The organism is Mycobacterium gordonae (genome assembly GCF_017086405.1).
Taxonomy (GTDB): domain Bacteria; phylum Actinomycetota; class Actinomycetes; order Mycobacteriales; family Mycobacteriaceae; genus Mycobacterium; species Mycobacterium gordonae_D.
In genome coordinates, this window is the sequence record NZ_CP070973.1 from 5,399,913 (window position 1) to 5,424,358 (window position 24,446).

A 24,446-nucleotide genomic window follows, 5' to 3' on the forward strand; every position below is an offset into this window, starting at 1 on the left:
TGCGCCCCGCCCGCCCGCGCGCTGATCGGGGCGGCGTGGTCGGTGTAGCGGAGGCGTAGATGGACGAGGTGTCGGGGGTACCGGAGACCGCCGGGTTGCGGGTGCGTGGGGGTGGTCGTCGTTGGGTGCTGGCCTCGGGGCGGGTGTGGACGGTGGGGCGTTCGGGTGAGTCCGATATTCAGTTGGACAATCCGCGGGTCTCGCGGGTGCATGCGGTGTTGGAGGCCACTGGGTCGGGGTGGGTGTTGTCCAATCGCAGCAGCAACGGCATGTATGTGGCGGGTGCGCGGGTGGAGCGGGTGGTGATCGCCGATCAGCCGGTGACGGTGGTGTTGGGATCGGCGACCTCGGGAGAGCAGGTGGAGTTTCATCCCGGCCTGGGGAGCACCGGGCCGGTGTCGATCGGGCAGGCCACGACCAGGGTGGACCCGCTGCCGCTGCCGGTACCGACGCGACCCGACGCCGCCGCCGAAACCCCCGAGACCGCCCCGACCACCGAGCTGGCGTTGCCGCCGCTGCCCAGCGATGAGCTGGGGCTGGGCACCCCGCCGGGGGTGCAGACCACCTCGCTGCGCACCCCGACCGCGGTGCATGCGATCGACGCTCAGACCATCAGCATCGGGCGCGCCCCGGAGAACACCGTGGTGTTACACGACCTGCTGGTCTCGCGCCGCCACGCCCTGCTGCGGCGCACCCCCGCGGGCTGGGAACTGCTCGATAACCACTCCGCCAACGGCACCTACGTCAACGGCACCCGCATCACCCGCGCGGTCATCGGCCCCGACGACATCGTGGGCATCGGCCACCAGCTGCTGCACCTGGCCGGCGAGCGCCTCGTGGAATACGTCGACACCGGCGACATCTCCTATGAAGCCGCCAACCTGCACGTCGAAACCCACGCGGGCCGAGGGCAAGCCAAAGTCCTACTCGATGACGTCAGCTTCGTGTTGCCCCAACGCAGCCTGCTGGCCGTCGTGGGCCCCTCCGGCGCCGGCAAGTCCACCCTGCTGGGCGCGCTGACCGGCTTTCGCCCCGCCACCACCGGCACCGTGCGCTATGACGACCGCGACCTGTATGACAACTACCCCGAACTGCGCCACCGCATCGGCTTCGTCCCCCAAGACGACATCCTGCACACCCCCCTGACCGTGCGCCGCGCCCTGAACTACGCCGCCCGCCTGCGCTTTCCCCACGACGTCAGCGCCACCGAACGCACCCAGCGCATCGAAGAAGTCCTCACCGAACTCGGCCTGGCCACCCAAGCCGACCAACGCATCGACTCGTTGTCCGGCGGCCAACGCAAACGCACCAGCGTCGCCCTGGAACTGCTGACCAAACCCTCTCTGCTGTTCCTGGACGAACCCACCTCCGGACTGGACCCCGGCTACGAAAAATCAGTCATGCAAACCCTGCGCACCCTGGCCGACGACGGCCGCTCAGTGGTCGTGGTCACCCACAACATCGCCCACCTCAACATGTGCGACCGCCTGCTGGTCCTGGCCCCCGGCGGCCGCCTGGCCTACTTCGGCCCACCCCAACAAGCCCTGGCCTACTTCGGCTGCACCGACTTCGCCGACCTGTTCATCCTGCTCGAAAACGACACCGACACCGACTGGACCACCCGCTACAACACCTCCCCCCTACACGCCGCCTTCACCCCCACCCCCACCAACCACCCCCACACACCCCGACCCGAACACCCCACCAAACCCAAACCCCAACCCAAAGCCCAACAAAGCCCCCTGGCCCAATTCGCCATCCTGTCGCGGCGCTACCTCGCCGTCATCGCCGCCGACCGCCAATACACCCTGTTCCTACTCGCCCTCCCCCTGCTGCTGAGCCTGTTCACCTACGCCGTCCCCGGCGACGCCGGACTCTCCCTGGCCAACGCCATCGAGAAGATGTCGACACAACCGGGCCAACTCCTGGTGTTGCTGGTCATCGGTGGCGCGCTGATGGGCTGTGCTTCCTCGATTCGGGAGATCGTCAAGGAACAGGCGATCTACCGGCGCGAACACGGCATCGGACTGTCCGGCGCCGCCTACCTCGCCTCCAAACTCGCCGTCCTCGGCGCCATCACCACCGCTCAGGGACTGATCCTGGGCCTGCTCGGCGTGGCATTCCTGCCCGCGCCGGACCAGTCGGTGGTGATGCCCTGGCCCCGGATCGAGGTAGCCGTGGCGGTGGTGGCGGTGACCGTGGTGTCGATGATCCTCGGCCTGCTCATCTCGGCACTGATCAGCAACGCCGACCGCGGCATGCCGCTGCTCGTGCTGGTCGTCATGGCCCAACTCGTGCTCTGCGGCGGCATGTTCCCGGTCAAAGACCGCATCCCACTGGAACAGCTCGCCTGGCTCTCCCCCTCCCGCTGGGCCTACGCCATGGCCGCCTCGACCGTCGATCTTAACGATCTGCGGCGGACCGCCGGCGGAGATCAGGACCCCATGTGGGACTACGACGTCGGTAGCTGGTTGATCGCCGCGGCAGCCTGCGCCGCGCAGGCGGTCGTGCTGGTGGTACTCATCGTGCTGCGGCTCCGGCGCATGGGGCCGCAACGACGGGCCAGGAAGTAACCCCGCCGGGTGACACCGAATACGCTGGTGATGGCCCCCGACTGCATTTTGCGGTTTGCGCCTCTACCAGGAGGTTGTTGATAGTGTCGGCGACGTTGGTTGATTTGGAGGATCAGCGATGAGCGACACGCAGAGTTCGCGCGTCGGGTCGATGTTCGGGCCGTACGAACTCAAGCGGTTGCTGGGCCGCGGTGGGATGGGCGAGGTCTACGAAGCCGAGCACACCGTCAAGGAGTGGACGGTGGCCGTCAAGGTCATGACCGCTGAGTTCAGCAAGGACCCGGTCTTCCGGGAGCGCATGAAGCGCGAGGCCCGCATCGCCGGGCGCCTACAGGAACCGCACGTGGTGCCGATCCACGACTACGGCGAGATCGACGGCCAGATGTACCTCGAAATGCGTCTCATCGAGGGCACCGACCTGGACAGCGTGCTCAAACGTTACGGCCCGCTGACCCCGCCGCGCGCGGTCGCGATCATCACCCAGATCGCCTCAGCCCTGGATGCCGCGCACTCCGCCGGGGTCATGCACCGCGACGTCAAACCCCCCAACATCCTGGTCACCCGCGACGACTTCGCCTACCTGGTCGACTTCGGCATCGCCAGCGCCACCACCGACGAGAAGCTCACCAAGATGGGCACCGCCGTCGGGACCTGGAAATACATGGCCCCGGAACGGTTTTCCAACGACGAGGTCACCTACCGCGCCGACATCTACTCGCTGGCCTGCGTGCTCTACGAATGCCTGACCGGCGGTCCGCCGTACCGCGCCGACAGCGCGGGGTCCCTGGTCACGGCGCATTTGATGAACCCGGTTCCGCAGGTCAGCACCGCACGCGCCGGCATCCCCAAGAGCTTCGACTCCGTCATCGCCCGCGGCATGGCCAAAAAGCCCGAGGACCGCTACGCCAGTGCGGGTGACCTGGCGCTGGCCGCCCACGAAGCTCTGAGCTCGCCCGACCAGGACCACGCGGAGAACATCCTGCGTCGCAGCCAGGAAGCCACGCTGCCCGGTCCGCCGACCGCGATGTCGCCACCCACCATGCCCGCCGGCGCGCTCGCTCCGCCGCAGCGCCCGGGACCGCCAAGTGCCCCGCCACCATCGTCGCGGCCGCCCGCCCCGCAGTACAGCGGTAGCTCCGGACCGTCGGGGCCCCCAGGTGCGGCACCAGGTCCGGCACAGCAGCAGCGGCCGTCCACGCCGTCCGGCCATCCCGCGTGGAACCCCGTCAGTGGACCGATTCCGGCCGCGGGCCCGCACCCGCAGAACAATCCTCCGTATCACCAGAGCGGCGGTTGGGGCGCCGGACCGCCGAGCACGCCGATGTCATCTGGCCCGATCCCGTCGGCGTGGAGCCAGGGCCACCCGCCCCAGCCGGCACCAGCCAAGCGCAATCTTTGGCCCATCATCGCCGCAACCGCCATCGTGGCGGTGCTCGTCGTCGCGGGGGTGATCATCTGGCAAGTCGCCCAACCGGATCCGGCGCCCAAACTCAAACCCGTCGCCGAGGACCGGTTGAGTTCGCTGCTGCTGACGGCCTCAGAGGTCAACGCGGTGATGGGTTCATCGACGATGCAGCCCGGCAAGCCGATCACGACGGTGGACTCCTCACCGGTGACGATGTCGATCCCCGACTGCCAAGGTGCCGTGTACGGCAGTCAGGGTCCGGCGTATGCCGGTAGCGGCTACACCGGGATCAGCGGGTTGGTCTCGTCCGAGCCGGGTGACAGTTACGACCACTGGGTCAACCAGGCCGCCGTCACCTTTCCGACCGCAGACAAAGCAAAGTCTTTCCTGCAGAGCTCGCTGAACAGATGGAAGGGCTGCGCGGGCAAGACTGTCAGCGTCACCAACTCGGGCAAGACCTATCGATGGACCTTCTCCGAGGTCCGGGGGACCTCGCCGAAGATCACGGTGATCGACGCTCAGGAAGGCGCCAACGGCTGGGAGTGCCAGCGGGCGATGGAAGTGGCCAACAACGTGATCGTCGACGTCAACGCCTGCGGCTATCAGATCACCGACCAGGGCGGCCAGATCGCCGACAAGATCGTCGCCAAGGTCAACAAGGAGAAGTAGCCGTCCGACCGGGCTTACCCGGACAGGTCGGGTCCCTCGGCGCGCAGGTCGTCGACTGCCGACATGGCGTCGCGCAGCTTGGCCAGCCACTCCTGCGTGTGCTCGCCGACCAGCTTGACCGACCAGGCCAGCGCGTCGGCGCGCGATCGTGCGATGCCCGCGTCGACCAACGTGTCGAGTACCTGACGTTCCGGTTGCTTGAGGCGTGTCATGACCGGCACGGCGATGTGGGTGAACAAGATCCGCTCGCCGTTCACCTCGACGCCCCAGGAGACCTTGCGACCGTAGCGGTCCTGCGCCTCTTCGGCGATGGCCATCCGCTCCGGCCGGGTCTCTTCGCGGAAGCGCGAGACCCGCCCCTCGGCACGAGCAGAGCTCTCGTCGGCGTCCGTTGGCAGCGTGCCGACGACGGTGATTTCCTCGCGATCGACGATGACCGTCGGGTCGCCGTCGAACCATGCTTCGGGAAGGCGGCCGGCGAACCACTCGGGCGCGCCGCTGGCATCGGGTTGCTCGGCCTGCTGCCAGCCGCCGGGGCGCCCGTGGCGGCGCCCGTGATGATGATGAAGTTTCATGATTACATGATTACACCGTTACATTCGTATCGGTGTAAGTTTCGCTCCCGGCGAAACTTGCTCCCTGCGGCGAGCACTTGCTCCGGACTGCCGGAAACCGTTGCCATCGGTCACTGGCAGTTGTATTTTTAGGAGCGAAGCAGGCCCGGAAGTGACCGAATATCAAGCGCCGGAAGAAGGGTGAAAAACGGCCGCGTAAGACCCGCAGTAGTCGAGTCGACAACGCCCCCGCGAGTCACGCCGGGCCTGCCCATGCGTCCCGGGCCTTCCCGCCGAGTTGAGACGCCGCCCGCTTTGCCGGAGAACGCAACAACTCCCCAAATGAGCGCCTAGAGCGCGCTCACGCTTGTCAGGGGCGGCGGACCCGGAAGAGTTTGACTTCACTCTTGATGCCTTTGAGCCGTCGGGCGCCCGCGAAAGACCACTGGAACCCGGCATCCTCGCCGATGGCCTCGCAGACCGCATCGGTCGCCAGCACGGTGCCCGGGCGCGCGACCCCGGTGACCCGACTGGCCGCGTTGACCGGACTGCCGAACCAGTCACCGGCCCGGCTCACCGCCATGCCCTTGGCGACACCGGCCCGCAGCCTGGGAAAGTCGTTGTCGTTGTCCACCGTGTCGACCAGCTTGAGGACCGTGTCCAGCAACGGAGCCGGCTCGGGGCAGACCAACATCACCGCGTCACCGATCGTCTTGATGAACCGCACCGGCGGAACGGTCAGGTCGCGGGCCAGGTCGGCCAGTCGCCCCGCGAGCAGACTCAGCTCCTCGGCCGAGACCACCTCGCCCAACTTGGTGAACCCCACGAGATCGGCGAAGGCGACCGCGACCGATCGGGCTCCCGGCAGTGGCTTGCCGGCCGCGCGCTCGGCGGCGTTGACGGCTTCGGTCTCCATCATGTGGCGCAACTGCAGGAACAGCATCTGGTGGATCATCGGGCCGAGTAACGGCGCGATCCGGCCGATCAGCACCTGGGATCCCTGCGCGATCTGCACTTCGGAGGCACCCGGTCGGATGATCGCGGCCAGGGCGGTGAACCGCATGACTTCGGCCGCATGGGACAGGCCTTCGGCGAGCACGCGCACCACACCCACCACCTGATCGGGGTTGAGCCCCAGGTCGACGAAGCGCTGGGCGAACGCGGCCGCCTCGCCGTCGGCCCGCATGTGCACGACCGCGTCCGGATCGTCCACCCGGGCCAATCCGATGGCGCGCTGCACCCGCTGCAGCAGGTCCAGGTCGATGCCGTACGTCTCGCTGATCTCCCGCGCCGAAACGTAGGTGCCGTCGTCGCCGATGAGGCGGCGGGACGCCAGCAACAGCGGCGGATTGGTCGTCGCGATCTCCTCGGCGCTGATGCCCTGTTCGAGCAACCAGCGGACCAGGTCAGCGCGCTCAGCGCGCGCTTGGCCTGCGAGTCCGTCGAGCAGGTCGTCGAGATCCGGGGCGTCCGCGTGATCGGCCACGTCGTCCACGTTAGAGCCCGGGCTGCGCCATGATGTGAGGTGATGGCCGAACCGCTGCTCGACGGGCTCCCACCGGTGATCGACGGCCGGGCCCAGGTGTTGATCCTGGGCTCCTTCCCCAGTGTCCGCTCGCTTCTCGACGGCCGGTACTACGCCAATCCGCGCAATGCCTTCTGGTCGATCGCCGCGGAACTGTTCGGGTTCGACTGTACTGCAACATATTCCGAACGGCTGGCGGCACTGCAAGCGCAGCGGGTGGCGCTGTGGGATGTGTTGCGCAGCTGCCGCCGAGCCGGCAGCGCGGACGCCGCGATCGACCCGAAGACCCTGGTGGTCAACGACTTCGACTGGTTGTTCGACACCTACCCGGGGATCGCCCGGGTGTACTTCAACGGCGCGGCGGCGGCCGGTCTGTTCGAACGGCTGAGCCGGCACCCGGCACCGGTGACGTCTCGCCGCCTGCCCTCGACCAGTCCGGCACATGCGATCCCGCGGGCGGCGAAACTGACCGCCTGGGCCGTGCTGACCGAGGCTGGCTCATGACGCCGGCGGCCGCCGGTGTGCCCACGGCCGGGCGGCTTCGATCTGCGCGGACAACGACAGCAACGTCGCCTCGTCGTACGGACGGCCGACCAGTTGCACTGACATGGGCAGCCCGTCGTCATCGAAATCCCACGGCACCACGGCTGCGGGCTGGCCGGTCAGATTCCAGATCTGCTGATACGGGACGCGTTGAGCCACAAGCAGTAACGTGGACACACCACCCCGCCGTTGGTAGGCGCCGATGCGGGACGGTCCGGCCGCGGTGCCCGGGGTGATGACCACGTCGACGTCGTCGAAGATCGATTGAATCCGGGTGCTCAAACCGGTTTCGGCGGTTCGCAACGCGGCCATCGTTCGATCGGAGAAGAACGAACCGAGACGGGCGATGGAGCGGGTGCGCCTTTCTAGTCGCTCCGGGTGGGCCATGGCGTCCGCGTCGTCGCTGATGCCCCGCAGAAACCGGGGCAGGTAGTTCGCATACAGCGAGGCCGGGTATACCGGGTCGCGCTCGATCACCTCATGTCCGAGATCGCGCAGCAACGCCCCGGCCTGCTCGACCGCGGTCACCTGTGCCTTGCCGACCCGCACGGGCATGGGGGTAGGTACCTTGGTGCTCAACGCAATTCGCAGCTGACCGGGCGGGCGTGCGGCAGCGGCGGCGAACTCGCCTTCGGGGCCGGGCACGGTATTCGTCGCGTCGAGAAGCAACGCCGCGTCGAGTACCGAACGTGTGATCGGCCCGTTGACGCTCAGACCCTGCCATGCGTCGTCGTGCGGTTCCAACGAGATCCGGTCACGCTGTGGTTTCAGCCCGAACACCCCGCACCAGGTGGCCGGGATCCGGATCGAGCCGCCGCCGTCGGAGCCCAGGGCCAACGGCGCCAGGCCCGCCGCGACCGCGGCAGCGCTGCCGCCACTACTGCCGCCGGGTGTGCGTCGGGGATTCCAGGGATTGCGGGTCACGCCGAAGGTCAGCGACTCGGTGAATGGCATGATCATCAGCTCCGGCACCGAGGTCTTGCCGATGATCACCGCGCCCGCCGCGCGTAGCCGGCGCACCACCTCGGCGTCATCGGTGACGGCCGGTCCGTGTCCGCCGCTGCCGTACGTGGTCACCTCTCCGGCGACGTCGACATCGTCCTTGATCGCTATCGGCACACCCAGCAGTGGCCGCCGCTCGCCGGCGTCGAGCCGTTGCTGGGCGGTCTCGGCTTCCGCGCGCGCCCCGTCATAGCGCACCACCCGGTAGCAGCGCAGCTCGCTGTCGAGCTTCTCGATCCGTTCCAGATAGAGCTCGAGGAGCACCGGGGCGTCGATGACACCGTCGGCGAGCAGTCGCGCCAGTTCGGCCACACCGGCGAACGCGAGATCGCGAGGGTCCACCGCCGCAGCGTATCTCGCTGATGTCTGCCGGGGGCGCTCATGGCGGTGACGCGCGTCGGCAGCACGCGCCGAACGTGAACTGACGGCCAACAATCGGCCGAATTCTCGCCACGGTTGCACGTTCGGCGACCAAGCGCGAGCCAAGTACCGTGGCGAGATGTCCTGCGTATTCTGCGCGATCGCAGCCGGCGAAGCCCCGGCCATCCGGATCCACGAAGACGACAGCTATCTGGCGATCCTCGACATCCGGCCCTTCACCCGCGGCCACACTTTGGTGATTCCCAAGAACCACACCGTCGACCTCGACGACACCCCGCCGCAGACGCTGGCCGGCATGATCGCCCTCGGCCAGCGCGTCGCCCGGGCGGCCAAGTCGACCGACCTGGCCGACGCGACCAACATCGGCATCAACGACGGCCGCGCCGCCTTTCAGACCGTTTTCCATATTCACCTGCACGTGCTGCCGCGGCGCGACGGCGACAAACTCTCGGTGGCCAAGGGCATGCTGGTGCGCCGGGATCCCGACCGCGAGGGCACAGCGCGGATCCTGCGTGACGCGCTGGCCCGCATCGACACGAGCGGTTAGCCGCGACCGAGGCGTCAGACCCGCGCCGGCAGCGCCGGCAGCGGTTTATCCTGTTTGGGCGTGCGGTGAAGCTCCTAGGTCCTTCGCCTGCGGAGAATGCATGTGCGAGCTGGAGCCACGAATGAAGCGCTGGGCGGGGATGCGGTGCCCGTTCACTGGACTGACCGTCCGGGTCACCGGTGCCGTCGTCGGCGGTTACAGCCTGGCTGCGGCGCTGGTCATCGCGTCCTCGGTCTGGGGTTGGCAAGGCCCCTACGCCACCCGTCCGGCCGTGCAAGTGGTGACCGTGCTCTGTCTGACGTTTTCTGCCACCTGCGCCTGCCGGGCGGCGCGGCACTCGCTCGGACGCCGCCGGTTCGGCTGGGCGGCGTTGGTGGTGGCACTGGCCGGTTGGGCCGCCGGGGAGATCATCTGGTCGGTGTACGACGTGCGCTCCGAGTTCGAACACGCCAGTCACCCCGCCGACGCGGAGATTGTGCTGCTGCTGTATCCGCTCGGGGTCTTCGCCGCGATGCTGTTGCTGTCCAATCCGCCCGGTGGTCACAACCTCTGGCGGCTGGTGCTGGACGGCGTCATCGTATCGATGTCGCTGTGGGTGGCCTCCTGGGTGTTCGTACTCGACAAGCTGCTGAAGACCGACAGCAGCTCCCGGCTGGTGACGGTGGCGCATGTCAGCGCCGACGTCGTCCTCATGACGAGCGCAATTCTGCTGTTGTCGAGAAATCGTCCCGGTAGGAGGCGCAGCGTCAACCTGTTCGCCAGTGGTGTAGCGACGATCATGCTCGCCGACATGCTGGTGCTGTTCCAGACCGGGATCGGCAGCTACCACACCGGTGACCTGGTCGATGTGAGCCGGGTGGCCGGGCTGGGCCTGATGGCGCTGGCCGGTCTGGTCAGCGTCCAGGAGCCGACGGTAGTGAACATGAGTCCGGAAATCACGTCCCACACCCGGCTGTGGCTGCCCTACCTGCCGTTGTTGCTGGCCGCCGCCCTCGGGTTGGGGCACGCGGTGCGCTTCATGCGGCACGGGCCGTTGGTGGTGGGGTTGGGCATTCTGGTCGCCGCGGTGCTGGCGCGCCAGTTCGTGGTGCTGGTCGAAAACCAGGGCCTGTTGACCGAAGTGGCCGAAGAGGCTTTCCGGGACAGTTTGACCGGCCTGGCCAACCGCGCCAACTTCCTGCACAAGTTGGAGCGGGCTCTCGCCCAGCGTCGGGAAGACTCCGAGCCGATCGCCGTCATGTGCCTCGACCTCGACAACTTCAAGTCGGTCAACGACGCACTCGGCCATCCGGCGGGTGACGAACTGCTGGTCCGGGTCGCCGGCCGGCTCAGCACCACACTGGGCGATCAGGGCACCGTCGCGCGGCTCGGTGGCGACGAATTCGCGGTACTCATCGAAGGTCCGGTCGAGGAATCGCACGCGGCAGCCGAGCGCGTTCTGGAATCGTTCAATGCCGCGATCGTCGTCGACGGTGTTCCGTTGGCGGTCCGGCCCAGCATCGGTTTCACGGTGGCCGCCCCAGATTCCAATCACACCGTCGATGAACTGCTGCGCCACTCCGACCTTGCCATGTATGCCGCCAAACGCGAAGGCGGGCAATGTATCCGCAGCTTCGTGCCGGATCTGCCGTTGCCCTATGCGCTGCCCGAACTCAACAACGAGTCGATGCTGGCCCTCAAGAGCAGCCTGGAGAACGGATTTGACGGCGCTCGTCTCTACCGAAGCGCCAGCACCGCCAACGCCTCCGTGCTGGCGCGTACGATCAAACCGCTTGCCGCCGTAGCTAAATCGCCGACGGACGAGATCCAGGACGTATCCCACAGCGTTCGGTGGCCCCCGATGGCCATACGGATCAGCCTCGGCGCGCTAACGATCGGCGTGCTGGTCTTCGCGTCGTCGTGCCTGCCCGATCCGCACGCCGACCACACCCCGTTCTTCGCCAACGTCTTTTACCCGGTGCTGAATTTCTTTGCGGCCGCACTGATCGGGTATCGGGCGTACCGTGTCAAGGCCGACCGGGCGGCGTGGATGCTGATCGCCACCGGGACGGCCGTGTCGGCCCTCGGCGACGTCGTGTACGCAAAGTGGGTTCCGAACGGTCAGTCGCCGTCGATTGCCGACGCGGCTTACCTGAGTTTCTATCCGTTCGTCTACCTAGGGTTGCTGCTGCTGATGCGGGCCCGCCTCAAGCGGGTACCCGTCCCCGTCCGGCTGGACTGCGTGGTGTGCGGGTTGGTGATGGCCTCAGTGGCTGCCGCTCTGACAGCCGGACCCATCCACACGGCCGCGACGAAGGCGCCGGCCACGGTGCTGGTGGGCCTGATCTATCCGTGGCTCGACCTGGTCCTGTTGGCGCTGGCCGCCGGCATGCTGCCGATCCTGGGCTGGCGCCACGAATTCCGTTGGGGCCTGCTCGTTATCGGGTTCGTTCTGTTCGCGGCCGCCGACACCGCGTACCTGTTCGAGACTTCGGCCGGGTCGTACCGGGTCGGCACAATGCTGGACGCCTTCTGGCCGGCGTCGTACCTACTGATCGCGGTCGCCGGCTGGACGGCGTGGTCGTCGGCGCCGCCGTCACCCAGACGCTCGCTGGGCTCCTACGTAGCTCCGGTTGCCAGCACCATCGTCGCGCTGGCGGTCACCGCCTCGAGCAACGAGTCGCGCGCCGCGTCGGTGCTGGCCGCGCTGAGCCTGATCGCCGTGGCGGCTCGATTCTCGGTGACCTTCCGGGAAGTGAGCATCATGGCCGAAAAGCACAAACAGGCCATGACCGATCAGCTGACCACACTGCCCAACCGGCGCTCCCTGGCAACCACACTGACTGCCGTACCACTCGCCCTGCCGCCGGCTGTCGGCCCCGCGTTGAGCACCAGGGGGCCGGCCCGCCGGGCGCTGCTGTTACTGCAATTGCACGAGTTCGACGAGATCTCCGACACGGTGGGACACCGCTTCGGCGACGACCTGCTGTGTCAGATCGCCAATCGGCTGAGCCTGAACGTGCGTCGCGAAGACATGCTTGCCCGTGCGGGCAACGACGAGTTCGCGATTCTGCTTGCCGAGGGCGCCGATCTGATCTCCGCGCGCGCGCAGGCGGGCCGGCTGCTGGAAGCGCTGAACGAGCCGTTCACGCTGGATCCGATGACCGTGCAGGTGGACGCCTTCATCGCCATCGCCCTGTTCCCCGATCATTGCGATCATCCCCAGGAACTGCTCAATCGCGCCGAAATCGCTCTGCCGCACGCCAAATCCGCCAAGGGCAAGATCGCGGTGTACGACGCGGCATACGAGTTGTATCGCGACAACGACCCCAACCTCGTCGAGGAGCTACGTGCGGCGCTGGCCGACGGTAACGAACAGCTGACGTGCCACTACCAGCCCAAGGTCAACGCGAGCGACGGCAGCGTGCACAGCGTGGAGGCGTTATTGCGCTGGCACCACCCCAACCGCGGGCTGCTGTTGCCGGAGGAGTTCCTGCCGGCCGCCGAGCGTGCCGGTCTGATGCGCAAGGTGGCCAACCGCACCGTCAACCTCGCTCTCGAACAGGCTCGGTGCTGGCGCGAGCAGGGCATGGCGCTGACGGTGGCCGTCAACCTGTCCACGACGAACCTGCTGGACCTCGACCTCGTCGGCACCATCGAACAACTGCTGACGACCCATGGTTTGCCCGCCGACGAACTCATCATCGAGATCACCGAAAGCACCCTCGTAGACTCCGCACGCTCGCGCAGCACCGTGGCCGCGCTGCAGCGCCTCGGGGTGCGAATCTCCCTCGACGACTACGGAACCGGATGGTCGTCGCTGGCCCGCCTGCAGGACGTCTCGGTCGACGAGCTGAAACTCGACCGGGTGTTCGTGGCGCGTCTTGCCCAGGACCCGCGCTCGGTGGCGATCGTGCGCTCCACGGTGGCCCTGGCCGCAAGCCTCGGCGCGGACCTGATAGCCGAGGGCGTCGAAGACGAGGCGACCCTGCGCGCGCTGCGGCAGTACGGATGCACCATCACTCAAGGGTTTGTGCACAGTCCGCCGATGCCGGCCGGTGATCTGCTGCGGTGGATCGCCGACCATGCCCCTGATGAGGTGGCGAGCGAACCTGAGCAGGCCGGGGTTACCGACTAGACGTGGCGATCGCAAGCGCGGCACGTGGCCGGGCGCCGCGGGTCGCCACCATCTCTAGTAGAGCTCCTTGGCCAGCAGTTCCAGCGTGGCCACCCGGGCCGGTGCGGTCCGGGGATCGGTGCCACGACGAGCCGAGGCCACCGGGTGCACCATCACCTCGTCGACACCGAAGCGTTCAGCCAGCGCCCGTACCTGATCGGCGGCCTCGGCGGGCGCGCCGACGACCGCCCGCGCCAGCCCGCTGTCCACGATGTGCTGCTGTTGCGGGGTGAGGGTGGCCTGCCGCGCCGCTTCGACCAGGTGCACCGGGCCCAGCGGCTGGCCGGTACGCAGCCGGGCCATGATCTGGAGATTGGGCAGTATCAATTCCATTGCCTCGTCCCGGGTTTCGGCTACTGACGCGTTGACCGTCAAGAACGTGACCGGCTGGGGCGTAACGTCGCTGGGCCGGAAATGGTCGCGGTAGTACTGCAACGCTTCCTCGGTCCCCTGCCCGGAGAAATGGTGGGCGAACACGTAGGGCAGCCCTTTGGCGGCGGCCAGGCGCGCCGAGTACATCGATGAACCCAGTAGCCACAGTCGCGGCTCGCTGGCGGCCGCCGGGGTCGCCTTGAGCGTGTAGTCCCCCGAACGCAGCGGCACCCGGACGCCGCGGGGACTCATCAGCGCGACCACATCGTCGAGGTACTCAGGGAAATTCCCGATATCGCGGTCGTCGCGGCCGCCGCGCAGCGCGTAGGACGTGACCGGATCGGAGCCGGGGGCACGGCCGATGCCGAGGTCGATGCGACCCGGCGCGGCGGCCTCCAGCAGGGCGAACTGCTCGGCCACGGCCAACGGCGCGTGGTTGGGCAGCATCACCCCTCCCGAGCCGAGGCGTAGCTGGTGGGTTTGCGCGGCCAGGTAGGCGATCAGGACCGGCGGGCTGGTGGCGCCCACCGAGGGCATGTTGTGGTGCTCGGCCACCCAGTAGCGCGTGCAGCCCAGCCGGTCGGCCGTCTGCGCCAGCGACACGGTGGCCGCAAGCGCGTCGCCGGTGGACTGGTCGCTGCGCACCGGAACCAGGTCAAGGACGGAAAGGCGCACGGTGGGCACAACGCATCCGGGTGGGCAGATGTTCCCCGAGTCAGTAGTTCAGCAGCGTGAACGAATTCACGATGAGGTCGAACTGCTCCTGGGAAATGGGCGCACCACCGGGGATGCTGTCGCTGGCCAGGAACTGGGTGCGCTCGGTGTAGGCGTGGAAGCGCTTGAAATAGTTGGCGAATCCGAGCCCGTGATCGATGCGGGCCAGTTTGAGTTCGCCGGCCAGGACGGTTGCGCCCAGCAATGCAAGGCTGGTGCCCTGCCCGGACAGCGGCGAGGCGCAGTAAGCGGCGTCACCGACGAGCGCAACCCGCCCAATTGACCAGTGGTCCATCACAATCTGGGACATCTCGTCGAAGTAGAAGTCCGGCGCCGTGCGCATGAGCTCCAGCAGCTGCGGTCGCACCCAGCCGTCGTCGGCCATCCGCCGCTCCAGCTCGGCGAACTGAGCTTCGGTGTCGCGGTAGTCGATTCGCAGCTCCGGGTCCATAAACCCCAACATCGCCCGCGCTTCGGAGTTGCGGCGCGCACTGTAGACCCCGGCCATGCTGGAGTCGCCGTAGTGCCACTTCTGCCAGTAGTCCAGGTCCAGAAAATTCGGCACGGTGAAGATCGCCGCAAAGGTGCCGAGCCGCTTGATGAATCGTTCTTCGGGGCCGAAAACCAGCCGGCGCACGTTGGAGTGCAGGCCGTCGGCGCCGATCACCAGGTCGAAGCTGCGTGGGTCGGAGTTCTCGAAGGTGACGTTGACCGCGGGACCGAGGTTCTCCAGGGTGTCGATGCTGTCGTCGAACAGGAACTCGGTCTTCAATTTCGTTTCGTCATAGAGCAATCCGACCAGGTCGTCGCGCAACAACTCGATGTCCGGGTTGTTGATCGGCCCGCCGGTCGGCGTCGATTCGGTGTCTTCGGAAAGCACGTTGCCGTCCCGGTCGACGACCGAGGATCCCTGGATGTTGGTCTTGCAGTCCTGTGCCGCGGCGCGCAGGCCCATCCGGTCGAGCACCTCGAGGGCCGGACCGCGAACGTCGATCGCCTGACCCCCGGGACGCAGCCCGGGATAACGCTCCACCACGGTGACCGCATAGCCATTGCGCTGCAGCCAGTAGGCCGCGGTGAGCCCGGCCACACTGGCGCCGGACACCAGCACCGATTCCACCATTACCTGATTCCTGCCAGCTTCTTCGCGTCCTCGAACACCTCATCAAGCATTGCCGGAGTCAACCTACCCGTGAACATGTTCTGTTGGCTCGGGTGGTAGCAGCCCAGCAGTCGCACCCCGGCGGGCAACTCGGCGACGACGCCGTGGCCGAACTTCGGCTTACCCGCCCCGCCGTTGAGGCGCAAGGCGATCTGCCAGGCAAACCCGCCGAGTGCGACCACCACCCTGACATGCGGGGCGACCAACCGCCATTCGGCGTCCAGCCACGGCGCACAGGTGTCCCGTTCGGCCGGGGTCGGGGCATTGGCCGGTGGCGCGCAGCGCACCGGCGCCACGATGCGAATCTCCTTGGCACGCAACCCGTCCGCGGCGTCGACGCTGGTGGGCTGATTGACCATTCCGGCCCGGTACAGGGCCGCGTACAGCTGGTCGCCGGAACGGTCGCCGGTGAACATCCGGCCCGTCCGATTGGCGCCGTGCGCGGCGGGCGCCAGGCCGACGATCAGCAGCCGCGGCCGCTTCGCCCCCCAGCCCGGCACCGGACGGCCCCAGTACGGCTGGTCGGCGAAGGCTCGCCGTTTGGCCAGGGCGACGTCCTCGCGCCAGGTGACCAGCCGGGGGCAGGCCCGGCACATGCTGATCGCGGCGTCGAGTTCGGCGACCGATCCGGACGCGTCAGCCAGCGCCGCGACGCCGGCAGCGTCGGCGGCCACCGGGGTGCGCGACGTCGCCGGGTCACCCGGCCATCCGGCGCCGGGCGGCACCGGCGACGCGAAGGCCCGGCCGGTGTTGGGATGGTTGAGCACGTCTACATCCTGCCGCCGGAGAAATTCAGTGGTCCCGGCGACGCCTATGGCGCTAGATTCAGCCGCGATATCCCATGACCGAAAAAAGCCGCCGCCCGGCATTCCTGCTGCTGTTCGCCACGTTGATGGCGTGTGCGGGCGACGGCATCTCGATCGTCGCTTTCCCCTGGCTGGTGCTGCAGCGCCAGGGCAGCGCGGGGCAGGCGTCGATCGTGGCGGGGGCGACCACACTGCCGCTGTTGTTCTCCACGCTGCTAGCCGGCACCGCCGTTGATTACTTCGGTCGTCGCCGGGTGTCGATGGTCTCCGACGCCCTCTCGGGGGCCGCCGTGGCCGCGGTTCCCGTCATCGCCTGGGCGTACGGCACCGAGGCGGTCAACGTGGCGGTGCTGGCGGCGCTGGGTGCGTGTGCGGCCGCCTTCGACCCGGCCGGGATCACCGCCCGCCAATCGATGCTGCCCGAGGCCGCCGCCCGGGCGGGTTGGTCGCTGGACCGGGTCAACAGCGGCTACGAGGCGATCCTGAACCTGGCTTTCATGGTCGGACCGGGAATCGGCGGACTGATGATCGCAACGCTCGGCGGCGTCAACACGATGTGGATCACCGCGGGAGCCTTCGCGCTGTCCATCGTGGCGATCGCCCTGCTGCGTCTGGACGGCGCCGGTAAGCCAATGCACGCCTCCCGCCCTGACGGTCTGTGGTCGGGGATCTCCGAAGGCCTGCGATTCGTGTGGAGCCTGCGGGTGCTGCGCACGCTGGCGTTGATCGACCTCACCGTCACCGCGCTGTACCTGCCGATGGAGAGCGTGCTGTTTCCCAAGTACTTCAGCGATCGCCACCAACCGGGTGCGCTGGGCTCGGTGCTGATGGCGCTATCGCTCGGTGGATTGGTCGGTGCGCTGGGCTACGTGGGGCTGGTGAAGCGGTTGTCGCGCCGCATCATCATGTTGACCGCAGTGCTGACACTTGGTGTGACGGCGGCGGTCATCGCGTTGTTGCCGCCGCTGCCGGTGATCTTGGCGCTGGTGGGGTTGGTGGGGCTGGTCTACGGTCCGATTCAGCCGATCTACGCCTATATTTTGCAGACCAGGGCGCCGGCACATCTGAGGGGACGGGCGCTCGGAGTCATGACGTCGCTGGCCTACGCGGCGGGCCCGCTGGGGCTGGTGTTGGCGGGTCCGTTGACCGATGCCGCCGGGTTGCAGGTGGCGTTCCTCGCACTGGCGCTGCCGATCGTGGTCACCGGGGTGTTCTGCATCCGGCTGCCGTCGTTGCGGGAACTTGACCGCGCGCCGCAGTTCGCCGCCGAACCCAACTAGGACCGGTGGGCGACGCAGTGCCCCTGCGGTCCGGGCGTCGGTAGCGGCAGCCGGAGGTGTAAACCGCTAATTCTGGATGTGTTCCGCCGAGTAATTTCGGTGGCCGTGGCGCCGTCGCCGGGGCATGCTGGCGTTGCAGGCGCCGGTACCAGCGGCGGGACCTGGCGGAAGTCCTGAATCCCCCGGCGTCGACGCCTGACACCGTCCGCTCCGGACCGGCTGTCCGGCTCCCCTGGCCATACGTAGGATCGATCCGGTGGACGTGCTGGCCAGCCTGATCGCCGAACTGCCCGAAGGTATGGTGGTCACCGATCCCGCCGTCACCGAGGGCTACCGGCAGGACCGAGCGCTGGACCCGTCGGCAGGCAAGCCGCTGGCCGTGGTCCGCCCGCGGCAGACCAAAGAGGTGCAGACAGTGCTGCGCTGGGCCGCCGCGCACAAGGTGCCAGTGGTGACCCGCGGGGCGGGCAGCGGCCTGTCCGGCGGAGCCACGGCGGTCGACGACGGAATCGTGCTGTCCACCGAGAAGATGCGCGACATCACCATCGACCCGGTGACCCGTACCGCGGTGTGCCAGCCGGGGCTGTTCAACGCCGAGGTGAAGAAGGCGGCCGCCGATCACGGGCTGTGGTACCCGCCCGATCCGTCGTCCTACGAGATCTGCAGCATCGGCGGCAACATCGCTACCAACGCCGGTGGCCTGTGCTGCGTCAAGTACGGAGTCACCACCGACTACGTGCTGGGCATGCAAGTGGTGCTGGCCGACGGCACGGCCGTCCGGTTGGGCGGTCCCCGGCTGAAAGACGTTGCGGGACTTTCGCTGACCAAGCTGTTCGTCGGCAGCGAAGGAACGCTCGGCATCGTCACGGAGGTGACGCTGCGGCTGTTGCCCGCGCAGAACGCGTCGAGCATTGTGGTGGCCAGCTTCGCCTCGGTGGGGTCGGCAGTCGACGCGGTGCTCGGAGTCAGCGCGCGGCTTCGCCCGTCGATGCTCGAGTTCATGGACCAGGTGGCCATCAACGCCGTCGAGGACACGTTACGGATGGACCTGGACCGTTCCGCGGCGGCCATGCTAGTGGCCGGGTCGGACGAACGCGGACGCGCCGGCACCGAGGACGCCGAGGTGATGGCCGCGGTATTCGCCGAACATGGTGCGACCGAAGTGTTTTCGACCGACGATCCGGACGAGGGCGAGGCGTTCGTCGCCGCCCGCCGGTTCTGCATTCCGGCGGTGGAGGCCAAGGGATCGCTGTTGCTCGAAGACGTCGGGGTGCCGCTCCCGGCGCTGGGCGCACTGGTCACCGGGATCGCCCGGATCGCCGACCAGCGGGACCTGATGATCTCGGTCATCGCCCACGCCGGAGACGGCAACACCCACCCACTGCTGGTGTTCGACCCGGAGGATGCGGCGATGGCCGACCGGGCGCAGGTCGCCTACGGGGAGATCATGGATCTGGCAGTCAGACTGGGCGGGACGATCACCGGCGAACACGGTGTCGGCCGACTGAAGCGGCCGTGGCTGGCCGACTATCTGGGACCCGAGGTCATGGACCTGAACCGGCGCATCAAGGCGGCCCTCGACCCGGACGGGATTCTCAACCCTGGGTCGGGTATCTAATTGCGGACCTTGGCCCGCCGGGGCGATTGACAGACTAGCGAGTGTGTCGTACCAATAAGACATGACTGCAGTTGTGTCTCACGCCGCGCCGGCTACGTTCGTGCTCGCCACGGCCGAAACCTGGTCGAACCCCTGGCCGATGTACCGGGCGCTGCGCGACCGCGACCCGGTGCATCACGTCGTGCCGGCGGGGCATCCCGACCACGACTACTACGTGTTGTCACGACACGCCGACGTCTGGGCGGCCGCCCGCGACCACCAGACGTTCTCCTCGGCAGAGGGCCTGACCGTCAACTATGGCGACCTGGACATGATCGGGCTGCGGGACAACCCACCGATGGTGATGCAGGATCCGCCGGTGCACACCCAGTTCCGCAAGCTGGTGTCCCGCGGGTTCACGCCGCGCCAGGTCGAGGCCGTCGAACCCAGGGTGCGCGAGTTCGTCGTCGAGCGCATCGAAAGCATCCGGGCGCGCGGCGAAGGCGACATCGTCGCCGAATTGTTCAAGCCCCTGCCGTCGATGGTCGTTGCGCATTATCTCGGTGTGCCGGAAAAGGATTGGGCTCAGTTCGACGGCTGGACCCAGGCCATCGTCGCGGCCAACACCGCCGAGGGCGGGATAGCCGGCGCGCTGGAAACCGTCGGCGAGGCGGTGGGGACCATGATGTCCTACTTCACGGCGCTGATCGAACGACGCCGGGTCCAACCCGAGGACGACACGATTTCGCACCTGGTCGCCGCCGGGGTCGGCGCCGATGGAGACATCTCCGGCATCCTGGCCATCCTGGGCTTCACGTTCACCATGGTCACCGGAGGCAACGACACCGTCACCGGCATGCTCGGCGGCTCAATGCCGTTGCTGCACGAACGGCCCGACCAGCGTCGGCTTCTGGTCGAGGATCCGGACCTGATCCCCGATGCTGTCGAGGAACTGCTGCGGCTCACCTCGCCGGTGCAGGGCCTGGCCCGCACCGTCACCCGCGACGTCACGATCGAGAACACCACCATTCCGGCCGGTCGCCGGGTGCTGCTGCTCTACGGGTCGGCTAATCGCGACGAGCGCCAATACGGCGACAACGCCGCCGAACTCGACGTCACGCGCCGGCCACGCAACATCTTGACCTTCAGCCACGGCGCACACCACTGCCTCGGGTCGGCGGCGGCGCGGATGCAATCGCGGGTCGCACTGGGCGAATTGCTCAGCCGCTGCCCGGGTTTCGAGGTCGATGCGGCCAACATCGAGTGGTCCGGCGGCCACTACGTCCGGCGTCCGCTCTCGGTTCCGATTCGGGTCCGGACCTGATGGCGGGTGACTGGCTAGGCGATCGACGCAACGAGGTCGCCGCGGACCGGATCCTCGACGCCGCCGAGCAACTCTTCACCGAACACGACCCGGCGTCCGTCGGCATGAATGAAATAGCCAGGGCCGCGGGCTGTTCCCGCGCGACCCTGTACCGGTATTTCGACAGCCGGGAGTCGTTGCGCATTGCCTACGTCCATCGCGAGACCCATCGACTGGGACGTGAGATCCTCGCTTTGATCGAACGCATCAAGGAGCCGAGGGAGCGGCTGGTCGCCGGCATCACGGCCACCTTGCGAATGGTTCGCGAAAACCCAGCGTTGGCAGCATGGTTCGGGTCCACCCGATTGCCGATCGGTGGCGAAATGGCCGGACAGTCGGAGGTGATCACCGCACTGGCATCGGGATTCCTCGCCTCCCTGGGCCCGCCGCCAGGTGACGTGGACGGCGCCATCGAACGCCGCGCGCGGTGGGCGGTGCGGGTGATCGTCTCGATGCTGATGTTCCCCGGCGGCGACGCGGACGACGAGCGGGCGATGATCGACGAGTTTCTGGTCCCGGTCGTGGCACCGGTCTCTACCCGCAATTGATCCTGCGTCGTAAACTGCGCGCAGCAGGCGTACGTGTTTCGGGACGGGTACGACAGAGGCAGGGTTTGTGATGACGAAACCGTTGATCGCTCCGACCAGAGTCTTCCGGGACTACTTGTGCAATTCGTTGGTGTGGAGGGATTTTCTGGTTCAAGGTGGCTTCGTCAACGGCGACATCGTCATCGTCACCCCCGTCAAGTCCGGGACGACGTGGACCCAGCGAATAGTCCAGCAGATCCTGCGCAATGGGGCTGAGAACGGCGGTAGCCTCTCGGATACCTCGCCGTGGCTGGATTCCAGCTGGGGCGATCACGCTGAGATGCTCGACGTGCTCGCGCGCCAGCGCGAGCTTGGGGGCAGGCGGGTCATCAAATCCCATCTACCCGCGGACGCGCTGCCGATCGCCGCAGAGGCTCGGTACGTGTTCGTCGGGAGAAACGGCAAGGACTCGGGAATCAGCTTCCACAACATGCTTACCAACTACTCCGAATCGACGATGTCGACGATCAACCAGACCTACGCGAAGTGGTCGGGCGAATCGACACCATTGGTGGTTCCCGAGAACTTGCAGGCATTCTTCGATCTGTGGCTCGATACCGGCGGCAGCGGCTGCGGCGACCTGTTCGACCTGGTGCGGTCGTGGTGGGAATTGCGCGGCGAGCCGAATGTCCTACTGCTGCACTACCGGCAGCTCACTGATGATCTCCCGGGCCAGATCACCCGACTCGCCGCATTCATCGGCATCGACCCGGCATCGTTGGACATCGGTGTCATTGCCGAGCATTGCTCGTTCGACTACATGCGCGGCCACGCGGACAAGATGGCTCCGTTCAACGGGGCACACATGTCGAGCGCCCAAGCCTTCTTCCACAAGGGGCCCACGCGTGATTACCGCAGCGAGCTCACGTCGGAACAGGTTGCGCGCTTCGACCAGGTCGCCGTGCAGAAATTGGGCAGCCAGTGCGCGCACTGGCTCGAAAGGGGCGAGTTATCGGACGGCTGCGAGGTCGGCGGCCTCCGCTAGCTCGTCGCAGTCGTGATACCAATCCCGTTGGACTAGAACGTCATCCGCTATCCGCTGCAGGGCAGCGTCGAACTCTTCGTCGCCCTCATCGGCGAAGCCGGCTGGCAGTGTGAGGTTGTCGACAACCCAGCGCCGGATCAGAGCAGACACGGAGTCGACCTGACGTAGCCCCTCGGCGGTCAGCGAAAGCTCGCCGCCGGCGCGCGACACGTAACCGAGTTGCACCAGACGGTCGAAGACAGGTTCGAAGACTTGATGAGGTAAGTGGAACCGACGGGCGATGTCGATGAGCCGCGCGGTCTCCCCGGATCGTTCGTCCTGGTAGACCCGCAGTACCCCCCACAGCCCCGCGACGTCGAGTTCACAATCAGGTTGGGAAGCAAGGTCTTCCAGGTGCACCTGCGGCGTCTCGGACAGCAGGTTTGCGACCGCGATCTCCAGGACGTCCGCTGGCGTCTTGACTCTCGGCACAGCGAAACCGTCTCCCAGGCAGGTGGGGCTGTCGTGAACCCCGGTGAGGGGAGCCTCATGCAGGAAGAGCGCGAAAACGAAGCCGGTCAACGCGACGAATGCCGCGCACAGGAACACTTGCGACAACGAGCGGGCGTACGCCCCGACCATCAGCGACGCGAGATGCTGCGGGAGATGGTGCATGGCTGCCGGCGAATGCATGACCTCGGCAGACATGCCGTTGGCCGTCAGGACCGAACCCACTCGCCCGCCCAGGAAGTTGGCGAACAGCGCGCCGAAGATGGCGGCGCCGAATGCCCCACCGACCAGACGGAAGAAGGTCACTCCCGAAGTGGCGACCCCAAGGTCTTGAAAACACGACGTGTTCTGCACGATGAGGATGAGGACCTGCATGGCGAAACCGATGCCCGCGCCGAGGATCACGAGGTAGAACGACTGCACCGCCCAGGGCGTCGACTCGTCCATCCGGGCCAGCAGCAGGAAGCCGACGGCCATCAGCGCCGTGCCCGCCAGCGGGAAGATTTTGTACCGGCCGGTCCGACCAACCAGAATGCCGACGGCCAACGATGTGGTCAACAAACCGACCACCATGGGCAGCGTGCGCAGGCCGGAGGTGGTCGCCGAGACACCATCGACGTAGCGCAGATACATCGGCACGAAGGTCAACGCGCCCAGCATCGCGAATCCCACCAACAATGACAGCACCGCACACACCGAGAAGACCGGGCTGCGGAATAGTCGGGGCGGCAAAATGCCCGCAGCCGCACGACTTTCCACCCAGACGAAAAGCACCAGCGCTAGACCGGCGGCAGCGAACAGCGCCATGATCGGCAGCGAACCCCAGGCGTAGGTGGTGCCGCCCCAACTCGTGGCCATGATCAAAGCCGTGGCGGCGAAGCCGATCACAAGTATTCCGACGTAGTCGATGGCCGGTCTGGGCCGTCGGGGCAGCGCGGGGATGGCTGCGGCGGCCACCGCGAGAACCGTGAGGGAAGTGGGCACATTGACCCAGAACGCCCAGCGCCAGTTCAGGTAGTCGGCGCACAGGCCACCCAGGAACGGGCCAGCCACCGTGCCGACCCCGAATATCGCCCCGAGGGCTCCCTGAAAGGTGCCGCGGCTGCGCAGCGGAAACACTTCACCGACCAGTGCGGCGGACGTCACGGCGATGGCACCCGCGCCGACGCCCTGCACCATGCGGGAACCAGCCAACATGGCCATCGTTTGGGAGCACGCGCACAACACCGAGCCGGTCAGAAAAATCATGGCCGCACTGCCCAGCACCCGTTTGCGGCCCAGCAGGTCGCCGAGCTTGCCGGCTGCCGGGACGACGACGATGCCGCCGAGCAGATACGCGGTGACCGCCCACGACTGCTGTCCGGCGTCGCCCAGATCTGCCACGATCGTCGGTAACGCGGGCACCACCATGGCCTGGTCCATCGCCGCGACTACCACGCCAAGCGCAAGCGCAGCGAAAATTACCCGGCTCCGGACGGAACTGACTGTGTTGCTGGGGGATCGATCACCGATAGCAGCGGTCGGGTTCGTCATGGTTCCGTTCCCGTCGATATTTGGCCCCAAAACTCGGGATTACGTCGAGTTTGTCGGGAAAGTTCCGCTGCGTCTACAGATAGTCGAATTCGGAATTGTATTCGAGCTCAACATTGCAGGCACTAATAAAAGCCGGATGATCGCAGCCGGATCATCCCTCGCTCATGGTGAGACGGTCTCGGCCATCTTGTTCACCGGCATGG

Annotated in this window: 17 protein-coding genes; 10 read left to right on the forward strand and 7 right to left on the reverse strand. The window is 67.2% G+C overall.

Going from position 1 to position 24,446, the window contains the following annotated elements; all coding sequences use genetic code 11:
- Positions 1 to 59 precede the first annotated feature (59 nt).
- Positions 60 to 2,573 carry an ATP-binding cassette domain-containing protein gene (locus JX552_RS22970; protein WP_205874155.1) on the forward strand — a complete coding sequence of 838 codons (2,514 nt, stop codon included), beginning with the start codon at positions 60 to 62 and terminating at the stop codon, positions 2,571 to 2,573.
- Positions 2,574 to 2,691: 118 nt separating this feature from the next.
- Entirely contained in the window at positions 2,692 to 4,647 is a 1,956-nt protein-coding gene (locus JX552_RS22975; RefSeq protein WP_205874156.1) for a serine/threonine-protein kinase PknH/PknJ, read from the forward strand.
- 14 nt (positions 4,648 to 4,661) lie between these two features.
- Here the strand turns inward: JX552_RS22975 and JX552_RS22980 are convergent, their stop codons facing one another.
- Together JX552_RS22980 and JX552_RS22985 are read right to left on the reverse strand one after the other, a co-directional pair.
- The gene (locus JX552_RS22980) at positions 4,662 to 5,222 is read right to left on the reverse strand and encodes a hypothetical protein (RefSeq protein ID WP_205874157.1); all 561 of its coding nucleotides are present in this window, start codon (positions 5,220 to 5,222) and stop codon (positions 4,662 to 4,664) included.
- A 349-nt stretch (positions 5,223 to 5,571) separates the two neighbouring features.
- The gene (locus tag JX552_RS22985; RefSeq protein ID WP_431195886.1) at positions 5,572 to 6,687 is read right to left on the reverse strand and encodes an adenylate/guanylate cyclase domain-containing protein; all 1,116 of its coding nucleotides are present in this window, start codon (positions 6,685 to 6,687) and stop codon (positions 5,572 to 5,574) included.
- A 42-nt stretch (positions 6,688 to 6,729) separates the two neighbouring features.
- Between JX552_RS22985 and JX552_RS22990 the strand changes: the two genes are divergently transcribed.
- The gene (locus JX552_RS22990; protein ID WP_205874159.1) at positions 6,730 to 7,230 is read left to right on the forward strand and encodes a DNA-deoxyinosine glycosylase; all 501 of its coding nucleotides are present in this window, start codon (positions 6,730 to 6,732) and stop codon (positions 7,228 to 7,230) included.
- On the opposite strand, the gene JX552_RS22995 is transcribed toward JX552_RS22990, so the two are convergent.
- Positions 7,225 to 8,613 (reverse strand): amidase, encoded by a 1,389-nt coding sequence (locus tag JX552_RS22995; protein WP_205874160.1) that lies wholly within the window; start codon positions 8,611 to 8,613, stop codon positions 7,225 to 7,227. The two genes, JX552_RS22990 and JX552_RS22995, sit on opposite strands and share 6 nt — an antisense overlap.
- Positions 8,614 to 8,770: 157 nt before the next feature.
- Between JX552_RS22995 and JX552_RS23000 the strand changes: the two genes are divergently transcribed.
- Positions 8,771 to 9,199, forward strand: coding sequence for an HIT family protein (locus JX552_RS23000; RefSeq protein WP_205874161.1), 429 nt, complete (start codon positions 8,771 to 8,773; stop codon positions 9,197 to 9,199).
- Positions 9,200 to 9,338: 139 nt separating this feature from the next.
- A complete protein-coding gene (locus JX552_RS23005) occupies positions 9,339 to 13,316 on the forward strand; it encodes a diguanylate cyclase domain-containing protein (protein WP_241011207.1) in 3,978 nt (1,325 codons plus the stop codon).
- Between the two features lie 54 nt (positions 13,317 to 13,370).
- On the opposite strand, the gene JX552_RS23010 is transcribed toward JX552_RS23005, so the two are convergent.
- The 3 genes from JX552_RS23010 to JX552_RS23020 are packed head-to-tail and all read right to left on the reverse strand — an operon-like array spanning position 13,371 to position 16,370.
- Positions 13,371 to 14,402, reverse strand: a complete 1,032-nt coding sequence (locus tag JX552_RS23010) for an LLM class flavin-dependent oxidoreductase (protein ID WP_205878630.1) — start codon at positions 14,400 to 14,402, stop codon at positions 13,371 to 13,373.
- Between the two features lie 40 nt (positions 14,403 to 14,442).
- Positions 14,443 to 15,561, reverse strand: coding sequence for an FAD-binding protein (locus tag JX552_RS23015; protein ID WP_205878631.1), 1,119 nt, complete (start codon positions 15,559 to 15,561; stop codon positions 14,443 to 14,445).
- 2 nt (positions 15,562 to 15,563) lie between these two features.
- Entirely contained in the window at positions 15,564 to 16,370 is an 807-nt protein-coding gene (locus JX552_RS23020) for a uracil-DNA glycosylase (RefSeq protein WP_241010688.1), read from the reverse strand.
- 74 nt (positions 16,371 to 16,444) lie between these two features.
- Between JX552_RS23020 and tap the strand changes: the two genes are divergently transcribed.
- The 5 genes from tap to JX552_RS23045 all read left to right on the forward strand — a co-directional run bounded on the left by tap (position 16,445) and on the right by JX552_RS23045 (position 22,221).
- Entirely contained in the window at positions 16,445 to 17,689 is a 1,245-nt protein-coding gene (tap, locus tag JX552_RS23025; protein ID WP_205874163.1) for a multidrug efflux MFS transporter Tap, read from the forward strand.
- A 298-nt stretch (positions 17,690 to 17,987) separates the two neighbouring features.
- Entirely contained in the window at positions 17,988 to 19,307 is a 1,320-nt protein-coding gene (locus tag JX552_RS23030) for an FAD-binding oxidoreductase (RefSeq protein WP_205878632.1), read from the forward strand.
- Positions 19,308 to 19,368: 61 nt separating this feature from the next.
- On the forward strand, positions 19,369 to 20,610 hold the full coding sequence (locus tag JX552_RS23035) for a cytochrome P450 (protein ID WP_205874164.1): 1,242 nt from the start codon (positions 19,369 to 19,371) through the stop codon (positions 20,608 to 20,610).
- Positions 20,610 to 21,197, forward strand: a complete 588-nt coding sequence (locus tag JX552_RS23040; protein ID WP_205874165.1) for a TetR/AcrR family transcriptional regulator — start codon at positions 20,610 to 20,612, stop codon at positions 21,195 to 21,197. The genes JX552_RS23035 and JX552_RS23040 overlap by 1 nt, the downstream gene beginning before the upstream one ends.
- A 70-nt stretch (positions 21,198 to 21,267) precedes the next feature.
- Complete coding sequence (locus JX552_RS23045; RefSeq protein ID WP_205874166.1) at positions 21,268 to 22,221, forward strand: sulfotransferase domain-containing protein; 954 nt, start codon at positions 21,268 to 21,270, stop codon at positions 22,219 to 22,221.
- Here JX552_RS23045 and JX552_RS23050 read toward each other — a convergent pair.
- Positions 22,186 to 24,243 carry an MDR family MFS transporter gene (locus JX552_RS23050; protein WP_205874167.1) on the reverse strand — a complete coding sequence of 686 codons (2,058 nt, stop codon included), beginning with the start codon at positions 24,241 to 24,243 and terminating at the stop codon, positions 22,186 to 22,188. The genes JX552_RS23045 and JX552_RS23050 overlap by 36 nt on opposite strands.
- Positions 24,244 to 24,446 lie beyond the last annotated feature (203 nt).

What these genes read in the sequence shown, in the direction of transcription:
- JX552_RS22970 (WP_205874155.1), top strand. Translation starts at nt 60, where the DNA reads ATGGACGAGGTGTCGGGGGTACCGGAGACCGCCGGGTTGCGGGTGCGT.
- JX552_RS22975 (WP_205874156.1), top strand. Translation starts at nt 2,692, where the DNA reads ATGAGCGACACGCAGAGTTCGCGCGTCGGGTCGATGTTCGGGCCGTAC.
- JX552_RS22980 (WP_205874157.1), bottom strand. Translation starts at nt 5,222, where the DNA reads ATGAAACTTCATCATCATCACGGGCGCCGCCACGGGCGCCCCGGCGGC.
- JX552_RS22990 (WP_205874159.1), top strand. Translation starts at nt 6,730, where the DNA reads ATGGCCGAACCGCTGCTCGACGGGCTCCCACCGGTGATCGACGGCCGG.
- JX552_RS23000 (WP_205874161.1), top strand. Translation starts at nt 8,771, where the DNA reads ATGTCCTGCGTATTCTGCGCGATCGCAGCCGGCGAAGCCCCGGCCATC.
- JX552_RS23005 (WP_241011207.1), top strand. Translation starts at nt 9,339, where the DNA reads ATGCGGTGCCCGTTCACTGGACTGACCGTCCGGGTCACCGGTGCCGTC.
- tap (WP_205874163.1), top strand. Translation starts at nt 16,445, where the DNA reads ATGACCGAAAAAAGCCGCCGCCCGGCATTCCTGCTGCTGTTCGCCACG.
- JX552_RS23030 (WP_205878632.1), top strand. Translation starts at nt 17,988, where the DNA reads ATGGTGGTCACCGATCCCGCCGTCACCGAGGGCTACCGGCAGGACCGA.
- JX552_RS23035 (WP_205874164.1), top strand. Translation starts at nt 19,369, where the DNA reads ATGACTGCAGTTGTGTCTCACGCCGCGCCGGCTACGTTCGTGCTCGCC.
- JX552_RS23040 (WP_205874165.1), top strand. Translation starts at nt 20,610, where the DNA reads ATGGCGGGTGACTGGCTAGGCGATCGACGCAACGAGGTCGCCGCGGAC.
- JX552_RS23045 (WP_205874166.1), top strand. Translation starts at nt 21,268, where the DNA reads ATGACGAAACCGTTGATCGCTCCGACCAGAGTCTTCCGGGACTACTTG.
- JX552_RS23050 (WP_205874167.1), bottom strand. Translation starts at nt 24,243, where the DNA reads ATGACGAACCCGACCGCTGCTATCGGTGATCGATCCCCCAGCAACACA.